The 8,608-nt window shown below is 67.1% G+C and carries 9 protein-coding genes and 1 riboswitch; of the genes, 6 read left to right on the forward strand and 3 right to left on the reverse strand.

Features of this window, described 5'->3' with window-relative positions; translation table 11 throughout:
• Positions 1 to 77: 77 nt before the first annotated feature.
• Entirely contained in the window at positions 78 to 1,727 is a 1,650-nt protein-coding gene (locus tag B8W69_RS12055) for an MFS transporter (protein WP_110881904.1), read from the forward strand.
• Entirely contained in the window at positions 1,724 to 2,224 is a 501-nt protein-coding gene (locus tag B8W69_RS12060; protein WP_085290040.1) for a DUF2771 domain-containing protein, read from the forward strand. Before B8W69_RS12055 ends, B8W69_RS12060 begins: the two co-directional genes overlap by 4 nt.
• 17 nt (positions 2,225 to 2,241) lie before the next feature.
• On the opposite strand, the gene B8W69_RS12065 is transcribed toward B8W69_RS12060, so the two are convergent.
• The 3 genes from B8W69_RS12065 to B8W69_RS12075 form a co-directional block, all read right to left on the reverse strand.
• The gene (locus B8W69_RS12065; protein ID WP_085290041.1) at positions 2,242 to 3,246 is read right to left on the reverse strand and encodes a glutathione S-transferase family protein; all 1,005 of its coding nucleotides are present in this window, start codon (positions 3,244 to 3,246) and stop codon (positions 2,242 to 2,244) included.
• A gap of 58 nt (positions 3,247 to 3,304) precedes the next feature.
• On the reverse strand, positions 3,305 to 5,257 hold the full coding sequence (locus tag B8W69_RS12070; RefSeq protein WP_085290042.1) for an acyl-CoA dehydrogenase family protein: 1,953 nt from the start codon (positions 5,255 to 5,257) through the stop codon (positions 3,305 to 3,307).
• A gap of 128 nt (positions 5,258 to 5,385) precedes the next feature.
• The gene (locus tag B8W69_RS12075; RefSeq protein WP_065030451.1) at positions 5,386 to 5,793 is read right to left on the reverse strand and encodes a cold-shock protein; all 408 of its coding nucleotides are present in this window, start codon (positions 5,791 to 5,793) and stop codon (positions 5,386 to 5,388) included.
• A 165-nt stretch (positions 5,794 to 5,958) separates the two neighbouring features.
• Here B8W69_RS12075 and B8W69_RS12080 point away from each other — a divergent pair, with 165 nt between their 5' ends.
• The 4 genes from B8W69_RS12080 to B8W69_RS12095 all read left to right on the forward strand — a co-directional run.
• Positions 5,959 to 6,366, forward strand: a complete 408-nt coding sequence (locus B8W69_RS12080; RefSeq protein ID WP_085290043.1) for a YccF domain-containing protein — start codon at positions 5,959 to 5,961, stop codon at positions 6,364 to 6,366.
• A complete protein-coding gene (gene moaA, locus B8W69_RS12085; RefSeq protein ID WP_085290044.1) occupies positions 6,363 to 7,445 on the forward strand; it encodes a GTP 3',8-cyclase MoaA in 1,083 nt (360 codons plus the stop codon). The genes B8W69_RS12080 and moaA overlap by 4 nt, the downstream gene beginning before the upstream one ends.
• The gene (locus B8W69_RS12090; protein ID WP_085290045.1) at positions 7,438 to 7,728 is read left to right on the forward strand and encodes a MoaD/ThiS family protein; all 291 of its coding nucleotides are present in this window, start codon (positions 7,438 to 7,440) and stop codon (positions 7,726 to 7,728) included. Before moaA ends, B8W69_RS12090 begins: the two co-directional genes overlap by 8 nt.
• A gap of 235 nt (positions 7,729 to 7,963) precedes the next feature.
• Positions 7,964 to 8,149: riboswitch (cyclic di-AMP (ydaO/yuaA leader) on the forward strand.
• 13 nt (positions 8,150 to 8,162) lie between these two features.
• The coding region (locus B8W69_RS12095) for a transglycosylase family protein (RefSeq protein ID WP_165762597.1) at positions 8,163 to 8,608 on the forward strand (446 nt) is incomplete at its 3' end.

Genomic DNA, 8,608 nt, shown 5'->3' on the forward strand with positions numbered 1-8,608 from the left:
GTTACCTGCAGACGCATCCAGGCGGCATAGGGGAGAATTGGGACGTGTCTGGACGGCGGCAAAACAATCCGGGCCGGGTGGCCTCTCAGCCGGGCCGCCGGCCCCGCAACGGCGCTGCCTCCCAGCATCCGGGCGCGGCCAATTACCCCGCCGGCGGGGCCGCCGATCGGCGCACCCGCCGTCCGTCGCCGATGCCGAGCGCCAACCGCTACCTGCCCCCGCTGGGCCACCAGGCGGAGCCCGAACGCAACAGCGCCGAAGCGCCTCGCGGTCCGGCTTCCGGCGAGCGGATCACCGTCACCCGCGCCGCGGCGCTGCGCAGCCGCGAGATGGGTTCGCGGATGTACTCGATGGTGCAGCGCGCCGCGACGGCCGACGGCGCCGACAAGTCCGGCCTGACGGCGCTGACGTGGCCCGTGGTCGCCAACTTCGCGGTGGACGCCGCGATGGCCGTCGCGCTGGCCAACACGTTGTTCTTCGCCGCGGCCACCGGCGAGAGCAAGGGCCGGGTCGCGCTGTATCTGTTGATCACCATCGCGCCGTTCGCGGTGATCGCACCGCTGATCGGACCAGCGTTGGACCGGCTGCAGCACGGCCGCCGCGTCGCCCTGGCGGCGTCGTTCGCCCTGCGCACCGCGCTGGCCGTGCTGCTGGTGATGAACTACGACGGCGCCACCGGCAGTTTCCCATCGTGGGTGCTCTATCCGTGCGCGCTCGCGATGATGGTGTTCTCGAAGTCGTTCAGCGTGCTGCGCAGCGCGGTGACACCGCGGGTGATGCCGCCGACCATCGACCTGGTGCGAGTCAACGCCAGGCTGACCATGTTCGGTCTGCTGGGCGGCACCATCGTCGGCGGCGCGATCGCGGGTGGCGTCGAATTCGTCTGCACCCACCTGTTCAAGCTCCCCGGGGCGTTGTTCGTGGTGATCGCCGTGACAATCGCCGGCGCCATGCTGTCGATGCGGATACCGCGCTGGGTCGAGGTGACCGCCGGTGAGGTTCCCGCCACCCTGAGCTACCGCCAGGACAGTGAACCGCTGCGCCGCAGCTGGCACAAGGAAGTCAGCGGGGCGCTGCGACAGCCGTTGGGCCGCAACATCATCACCTCGCTGTGGGGTAACTGCACCATCAAGGTCATGGTGGGCTTCCTGTTCCTGTATCCCGCGTTCGTCGCCAAGGCCCACCAGGCCAACGGCTGGGCCCAGATCGCCATGCTCGGGATGATCGGCGCCGCGGCCGGGATCGGCAATTTCGTCGGCAACTTCACCAGTGCGCGCCTGAAGCTGGGCCGGCCCGCCGCGCTGGTGGTGCGCTGCACGGTGGCGGTGAGCGCGGTCGCGCTGGCCGCTTCGGTGGCCGGCAACCTGATGCTGGCCGTGATCGCCACCCTGGTCACGTCGGGATCCAGCGCCATCGCGAAGGCGTCCCTGGACGCGTCGCTGCAGAACGACCTGCCGGAGGAATCCCGCGCATCGGGCTTCGGGCGCTCGGAGTCGACGCTGCAGTTGGCCTGGGTCCTCGGCGGCGCGCTGGGGGTGTTGGTGTACACCGAGTTGTGGGTCGGTTTTACCGCGGTGACCGCGCTGCTCATCCTGGGCCTGGCGCAGACCCTGGTCAGCTTCCGCGGCAACTCGCTGATTCCCGGCCTGGGAGGGAATAGGCCGATCATGGTCGAGCAGGAGGGCAAGCGCCGCGGAGTCGGCGCCACGGCGGTGGTTGCCGAGTGAAATCCGGAAGCAAGCGTGGTGTGGCCGTGCTGCTCGCCTGCCTGGTGGCTGTGCTCTGCGTCGGCGCCGGCGCCGCAACATGGCTGTTGGTGGGCCGCTCCGGACCGCGGCACCCCGAGATCAGCGCGTATTCGCACGGACACCTGACCCGGGTGGGGCCGTACCTGTACTGCAACGTGCTCAACCTCGAAGACTGCGAGACGCCGCAGAACCAGGGCGAGCTGCGGGTCAGCGAGCGCTACCCGATTCAGCTCTCGGTGCCCGATGCCATATACCGGGCACCCTGGCGGTTGCTGCAGGTTTACGACGACCCCACCAACACCACCAGCACTATCTTCCGGCCGGGCACCCGGTTCGCCGTGACCATCCCCTCGGTCGACCCGCATCGCGGGCGTCTGGCCGGGATCGTCGTGCAGTTGCTGACGCTGGCGGTGGATCCCGCGGGTGAGCTGCGCGACGTCCCGCACGCGGAATGGTCGGTGCGGCTGACCTTCTGAAGGTCAGACCTTGTCGCTTAGGCCCCGTGGCCGGCGGCCACGCGTTCACCTTCGACCGGCGGCCCGGGAGGTGTGCCCGCCCCGAAGGGCTTGCCGCCCAAGCTCTCTCGCCCGTGCGGGGACAGCCAATCGGTCAGGTCCGGGCCCTTGGGGACGATCCGGGTGGGATTGATGTCGGCATGCACGATGTAGTAGTGCTGCTTGATCTGGACGAAGTCGACGGTGTCACCGAAACCCGGGGTCTGGAACAGGTCGCGCGCGTAGGCCCACAGCACCGGCATCTCGCTCAATTTGCTGCGATTGCATTTGAAATGCCCGTGATACACCGGGTCGAAGCGGGCCAGGGTGGTGAACAGCCGCACGTCGGCCTCGGTGATGTTGTCGCCCAACAGGAATCGCTGATTGCTCAGCCGCTCACTCACCCAATCCAGCGCGGTGAACAACCGGTCGTAGGCCGCGTCGTAGGCTTGCTGCGAACCGGCGAACCCGCACCGGTACACGCCGTTGTTGATCTCGGTGTAGACCCTCTTGCTCACCTCGTCGATCTCCGCGCGCAGCCGCTCCGGATACAGCTCGGGCGCCCCGTCGCGGTGGTAGGCCGACCATTCCGTCGACAGATCCAGGGTCATCTGCGCGAAATCGTTGGTGACCACCGCACCGGTTCCGACGTCGACGATCGCGGGCACCGTGATGCCCTTGGGGTAGTCGGGAAACCGCTTGAAGTAGGCGTCCTGCAGCCGCGGGATCTTCAGCACCGGGTCGACACCACCCGGATCCAGATCGAACGTCCAACTGCGCTCGTCGTGCGTGGGGCCGCAAAAACCAATGGAGAGAACACTTTCCAGGCCCAGCAAGCGGCGCACGATGATCGCGCGGTTCGCCCACGGACACGCGCGGGCGACGACCAGCCGATACCGCCCGGGCTCGACGGGATAGCCGTCGCGTCCGTCAGCGGTGATGCGGGTGGTGATGTAGTTGGTGTCGCGGGTGAATTCGCCCGTTCCGGCAACATAGGTGGCCATGACGACAATTCTGCCCCAGCGACGGCTGTCGACGAACCCGGAGAAATCGAACGCGGAGCTACAGCTTCGCCTCCGACGGCGCAGACACCGTCAAAAATCGCCGGGCCAAGTTGGTTTCGGTGGACTCGCCGGGCTCCCAGTGCGCGATCCAAGGCCCGGTGCCTTCTGACTGGTCGACGATCCCGTCCTCCAGCCAGGCGTAACGGCCGTCCAGGACGTTATGGGTCAGCTGAACATCGCTGCCGTCGGTGTTGGTCCACAACGCATGGAACAACGCTTCGACGCGGAGGGTCGCCTGCTGGCAGAACGTTTCGGCCAGCTCGTACGCCTGTCGACCGACGGTGGGATCGGCGACACGCTGGCCCTCGGCGCGCACGCACGCCGCGGACATCGCGAACAGCTCGGCACCGATATCGACGATGCGCCCGAGGAATCCCTGCCGTTGCTCCAGTTTGGCCTGCCAACGCGCCATCCCGTAGAAGGTGTTACGGGCCAGCTTGCGGGACGAGCGTTCGACGAACCGGAGGTGCATCGAGAGCGGGCCGAACTCGTTGTACGCCTTCGGTCGCTGACCTTCGCCAAAGACCAGCTGTGGCAACCACTTCGCGTAGAACCCGCTCGCACCGACCGCCGCGGCGGCCTTCTGCCGCAAACCGGCGTCGGGCTTGGCCAGGTCGCCGGCCGCTGCAAGGTGTGCATCGACGGCCTCGCGGGCGATGAGCAGCCTCATGATCTCGCTGGATCCTTCGAAGATGCGGTTGATCCGCAGGTCCCGCACCACCTGCTCGACGGGCACCGCGCGCTCACCTCGCGCGGCCAATGACTCCGCGGTCTCATAGCCCCGCCCACCCCGGATCTGCAAAACCTCATCGCCGATGGTGCAGGCCATCTCGCTAGCCCACAATTTGGCCAACGCCGCCTCGATGCGGATGTCGTTGCGTCCCTCGTCGGCCATCTGCGAGGACAGCTCCAGCACCGCATCAAGCGCGTAGTTGGTCGCGGCGACGAACGAGATCTTGCCGGCCACCGCTTCATGCTTGGCCAGCGGCTTGCCCCACTGCACACGCTCACCAGACCATTCGCGGGCGATCTTCAGAGCCCACTTGGACGCTCCCGTCGCGGTCGCAGGCAGCGACAGCCGTCCGGCGTTGAGTGTGGTCAACGCGATCTTGAGCCCGTCACCTTCGCGGCCGACCAAGTTTTCGCTGGGCACCCGAACCCGGTGCAGCCTGGTCACGCCGTTCTCAATACCGCGCAGCCCCATGAACTTGTTACGCCGCTCCACGGTGATCCCCGGCGAATCGGCCTCGACCACGAATGCGCTGATTCCACCCCGGTGCCCGTCGCTCTTGGGCACCCGGGCCATGACCACCAGCAGTTCGGCGACCACGCCGTTGGTGGTCCACAATTTCACACCCTCGAGTTCGTAAGCCTTACCCTCTTCGACGGGTGTGGCCGTCGAGGCCAAGCGCGCCGGGTCTGAGCCCACATCTGGTTCGGTAAGTAAAAACGCCGAAATAGCCCCAGCAGCACACCGCGGCAAGAACTTCCGCTTCTGTTCCGGGGTGCCGGCGAGTTTGAGCGGTTCGGGTACGCCGATCGACTGATGCGCCGACAGCAGTGCGCCGAGACTGGGATGAACGGTCGAAATCATCATCAGTGCGCGGTTGTAGGCAACTTGCGACATGCCCAGCCCGCCGTATTCGGACGGAATTTTCATGCCGAAACAACCCAATTCGGCCAGGCCCTTCACGTATTCATCGGGAATCTGCGCGTCGCGCTCGATGACACGGCCGTCGACGGTGTCCAGAAATCGCCGCACCTCGTCGAGAAACGCGCGGGTGCGCGCCTCGTCGGCATCAGACGGTTTGGGGAATGGGTGTATCAGCTCTAACGGAAAACGACCAAGGAACAACTCTTTGGCGAAGGACGGTTTATCCCAACCACTTTCGCGAGATTCCTCGGCGAGAGCTCTCGCCTGCTCCTCGGTGACCTGCGCTTGTTGTGACATCGCAGCCTCCTCGCTAACGACTCACACGACGTGTGGGTAGCCACTACTGGCCCGAATACCACACCTACGAATGTCGAAGTTACCACCCGGTAGCTTCATGGCGCAGTCGGTTCTGAGTCACCGGCCGGTTAGGCGTCGAGCTCCCGGGCCACGGCCTTGACCACCTCGGAAACCCGGCGGGCGGTCTTGCGGTCCGGGTAGCGCCCCTTGCGCAACTCGGGCTGCACGGTGCTTTCCAGCAGGGTGATCATGTCCTCGACCATGCCGTGCAGCTCGTCGGGGCTGTGCTTGTGCTCGGCGGGCGCCTCGCGACGCGTCTTCGTCAGGCTCGGCGGCGGCTCAATCAGCTTGAGGCTCAACGCTTGCGGCCCGCGCCGCCCGGAGGCGATGCCGAACTCCACACGCTGGCCCGCCTTGAGGCCCTCGACCCCGGCGGGCAACGCCGACGAGCGGACGTACACGTCTTCGCCGTCCTCTTGCGACAAGAAGCCGAAGCCCTTGTCAGCGTCGTACCACTTAACCTTGCCCGTCGGCACTGGTCTCACCTGCTTGTCTAACGAATCAGTTGAAATAGGCAACACAAGAAGCGTCCCGCCTGCGCAGGACGCCATATTAGGAGTTTGATCCTACTCGGATGCCCGGGTAACGAGCACCCCCGTTATCGGGTACTCGGTACCCTTGTTAGTACCCGCGGAGGAGATATGCGCTTAGTCCTTAACGTCATCTGGCTGGTCTTCGGCGGCCTGTGGATGGCCGTCGGTTACCTGGCTGCCGCGCTCATCAGCTTCTTGCTCATCATCACCATTCCGTTCGGCTTCGCGTCGCTGCGCATCGCCTCCTACGCGCTGTGGCCGTTCGGCCGCACCATCGTGGACAAACCGACGGCGGGGTCAGGCGCCCTGATCGGAAACGTCATCTGGGTAGTGCTGTTCGGTGTGTGGCTGGCGATCGGTCATCTGGTCAGCGCGGCGGCGATGGCGCTCACGATCGTCGGCATTCCGCTGGCGCTGGCCAACCTCAAACTGATTCCGGTGTCATTGATGCCGCTGGGCAAGCAGATCGTTCCGGTCAGCTCGCCGACTCACCACGCGCCGCCGGTGGCCGCATGACCCTGACGACGCTGGGCGTCCCGACTGTGCCGAGCCGCGACGGCGGCCCGGCCGTACCCGCGGACGCGCCCACCATCGGCCCGCTGGTCGATAGCTATGGGCGGGTCGCCACCGATCTGCGGGTGTCGCTGACCGACCGCTGCAACCTGCGATGCAGTTATTGCATGCCCGCGGAGGGCCTGACCTGGCTGCCGGGCGAGCAACTGCTCAGCGGCGACGAGCTGGCCAGGCTGTTGCGCATCGCGGTCACCCGGCTCGGGGTGACCAGCGTGCGGTTCACCGGCGGCGAACCGCTCCTGGCGCGCCACCTCGAAGAGGTGGTCGCCGCGGCCGCCGGCCTGCAGCCGCGCCCCGAGATCTCGCTGACCACCAATGGCATCGGGCTGGCGCGGCGGGCCGCCGGGCTGGTCCGGGCGGGCCTGGACCGGGTCAACATCTCGCTGGACAGCGTGGATCGACAGCATTTCGCGACCATCACCCGTCGCGACCGGCTCGACGATGTGCTGGCCGGCTTGGCCGCCGCCAAGGAAGCCGGCCTGACGCCGGTGAAGGTGAACGCCGTGCTCGACCCCGCCACCGGACGCGAGGATGTGGTGGAGCTGCTGCGGTTCTGTCTCAACCTCGGCTACCAGTTGCGCGTCATCGAGCAGATGCCGCTGGGTGCCGGGCACCAATGGCGCCGCGATGCCGCGTTGAACGCCGACGACGTGCTGGCCGCGCTACGCCCGCACTTCCGGCTTCGGCCCGACCCCGCGCCGCGCGGGTCGGCGCCGGCCGAGCTCTGGCTGGTCGACACCGGCCCCGGCACACCGAGCGGAAAGTTCGGCGTCATCGCGTCGGTCTCGCACGCCTTCTGCTCGACGTGTGACCGCACCCGGCTGACGGCCGACGGCCAGATCCGTAGCTGCCTGTTCTCCGAGCAGGAGACCGACCTGCGAGGGCTGCTGCGCAGCGGTGCACCCGACGACGCGATCGAGGCGGCATGGCGCATCGCGATGTGGGGCAAGCCCGCCGGTCACGGCATCAACGACCCGAACTTTGTCCAGCCCGTCCGCCCGATGAGCGCGATCGGTGGCTAGCCCCACGGGACAGACCCCTGTCCAGGCCAACGGAATCCAGGTGACGGTGCGCTACTTCGCGGCCGCCCGCGCGGCCGCGGGTGTCGAGTCGGAGAAGGTGGTGCTGCGCCCCGGCACTACGGTCGGCGAGCTGGTCGAGCGGCTCGCCGCTCAGGGGTCCCGCCTGGCCACCGTGCTGACCCGGTGCTCGTACCTGCGCGACGGGATCGCCGTCCGCGACGAGACCGCGGCGTTGCAAACCGGTGACACGATTGATGTTCTGCCGCCCTTTTCTGGCGGCTGAAACTGTGAGTTATCTCACGTAACGGATTCATAACGGCGCGGTCACGCTCCGATATCGCCCTTATTGACCTGCGCAAACACTATGCGTTCCTGCGGTTTTCGCGGATGGCCGGGAAGGAAACGCCGGGTTTCGCAAGACGTGACGAGACCAACAGAAACCGTTACCGTCTCCGAAGGCTCGCCAGCCATCCCGATTGGCGGACCTCCCCTCCCTATCGCGCCGAGCTCCATCCAATAGGCGGGGGCCACCGAACCACATGGATGGAGACGGGGGACCCACCGGTCCACCGTGATCGGATTGGAGCCGCTCGCGGCTCCTAGGGGTGAAGCCGGCGTCGTCTCGCATGACGACCGCGCCGGCCGGGTGGCCTCTCCAACCCGAACCCGACAGCTGACCTCGCAGGCGCGTGACGAGAGAGGAATACCCCGGCGCGTATGAGTGGACGTCACCGTAAGCCCAGCAGTTCAAACATCAGCGTCGCCAAGATCGCCTTCACCGGTGCGGTTCTTGGTGGCGGCAGCATCGCCCTTGCCGGCCAGGCGGCCGCGGCCACCGACGGCGAATGGGATCAGGTAGCCCGTTGCGAATCCGGTGGCAACTGGGCCATCAACACCGGCAACGGTTATCACGGCGGCGTGCAGTTCAGCTCGAGCACGTGGGCCTCGCACGGTGGTGGCCAGTACGCCCCGTCGGCCGAACTCGCCACCAAGGAACAGCAGATCGCCGTCGCCGAACGGGTGCTCGCCTCCCAGGGCCGTGGCGCCTGGCCCGTGTGCGGTGGCCCGCTGTCGGGTCCCAGTCAGCGCGACGTGCCCACGCCTGCCGGCCTGGACGCCCCCGGCATCAACGGTGCCCCGGCGCCGCTCGCCCCGCCCGCGGA

Origin of the sequence: Mycolicibacterium vulneris (genome assembly GCF_002104765.1) — a bacterium.
GTDB classification, from domain to species: Bacteria; Actinomycetota; Actinomycetes; order Mycobacteriales; family Mycobacteriaceae; genus Mycobacterium; species Mycobacterium vulneris.

What these genes read in the sequence shown, in the direction of transcription:
- B8W69_RS12065 (WP_085290041.1), bottom strand. Translation starts at nt 3,246, where the DNA reads ATGGCCACCTATGTTGCCGGAACGGGCGAATTCACCCGCGACACCAAC.
- B8W69_RS12070 (WP_085290042.1), bottom strand. Translation starts at nt 5,257, where the DNA reads ATGTCACAACAAGCGCAGGTCACCGAGGAGCAGGCGAGAGCTCTCGCC.
- B8W69_RS12080 (WP_085290043.1), top strand. Translation starts at nt 5,959, where the DNA reads ATGCGCTTAGTCCTTAACGTCATCTGGCTGGTCTTCGGCGGCCTGTGG.
- moaA (WP_085290044.1), top strand. Translation starts at nt 6,363, where the DNA reads ATGACCCTGACGACGCTGGGCGTCCCGACTGTGCCGAGCCGCGACGGC.